Source organism: Streptomyces sp. NRRL F-6492 (assembly GCF_001280125.1).
In the GTDB taxonomy this organism is placed as follows: domain Bacteria; phylum Actinomycetota; class Actinomycetes; order Streptomycetales; family Streptomycetaceae; genus Streptomyces.
Genome location: NZ_LGEG01000124.1, coordinates 1 through 753, shown reverse-complemented (window position 1 = coordinate 753; position 753 = coordinate 1). Strand labels below are relative to the sequence as shown.

1 pseudogene is annotated in these 753 nt (G+C 67.7%); it reads left to right on the top strand.

Features of this window, described 5'->3' with window-relative positions:
* Positions 1-13: 13 nt before the first annotated feature.
* Positions 14-753 (top strand): annotated as a pseudogene (gene carB, locus ADL08_RS11715) (carbamoyl phosphate synthase large subunit); the annotation flags it as partial.

The window sequence follows — 753 nt, the reverse complement described above, 5'->3', positions numbered from 1 at the left end:
ATGGAGGCCGAGCGTGCCTAAGCGCACCGATATCCAGTCCGTCCTGGTCATCGGCTCCGGCCCGATCGTGATCGGCCAGGCCGCCGAGTTCGACTACTCCGGGACCCAGGCGTGCCGGGTGCTCAAGGCCGAGGGCCTGCGGGTGATCCTGGTCAACTCCAATCCGGCCACGATCATGACCGACCCGGAGATCGCCGACGCCACCTACGTCGAGCCGATCACCCCGGAGTTCGTCGAGAAGATCATCGCCAAGGAGCGCCCGGACGCGCTGCTGCCGACCCTGGGTGGGCAGACCGCGCTGAACACGGCGATCTCCATGCACGAGCAGGGGGTGCTGGAGAAGTACGGGGTGGAGCTGATCGGCGCGAACGTCGAGGCGATCCACAAGGGCGAGGACCGCGACCTGTTCAAGGGCGTGGTGGCGGCCGTGAAGGCGAAGATCGGGCACGGCGAGTCCGCCCGCTCGGTGATCTGCCACTCCATGGACGACGTCCTCAAGGGCGTCGAGACCCTGGGCGGCTATCCGGTGGTGGTCCGCCCGTCGTTCACCATGGGCGGGGCCGGCTCCGGTTTCGCGCACGACGAGGAGGAGCTGCGGCGGATCGCCGGGCAGGGCCTGACGCTCTCGCCGACCACGGAGGTGCTCCTGGAGGAGTCGATCCTGGGGTGGAAGGAGTACGAGCTGGAGCTGATGCGCGACAGGAACGACAACGTCGTGGTGGTCTGCTCCATCGAGAACTTCGACCCGATGGG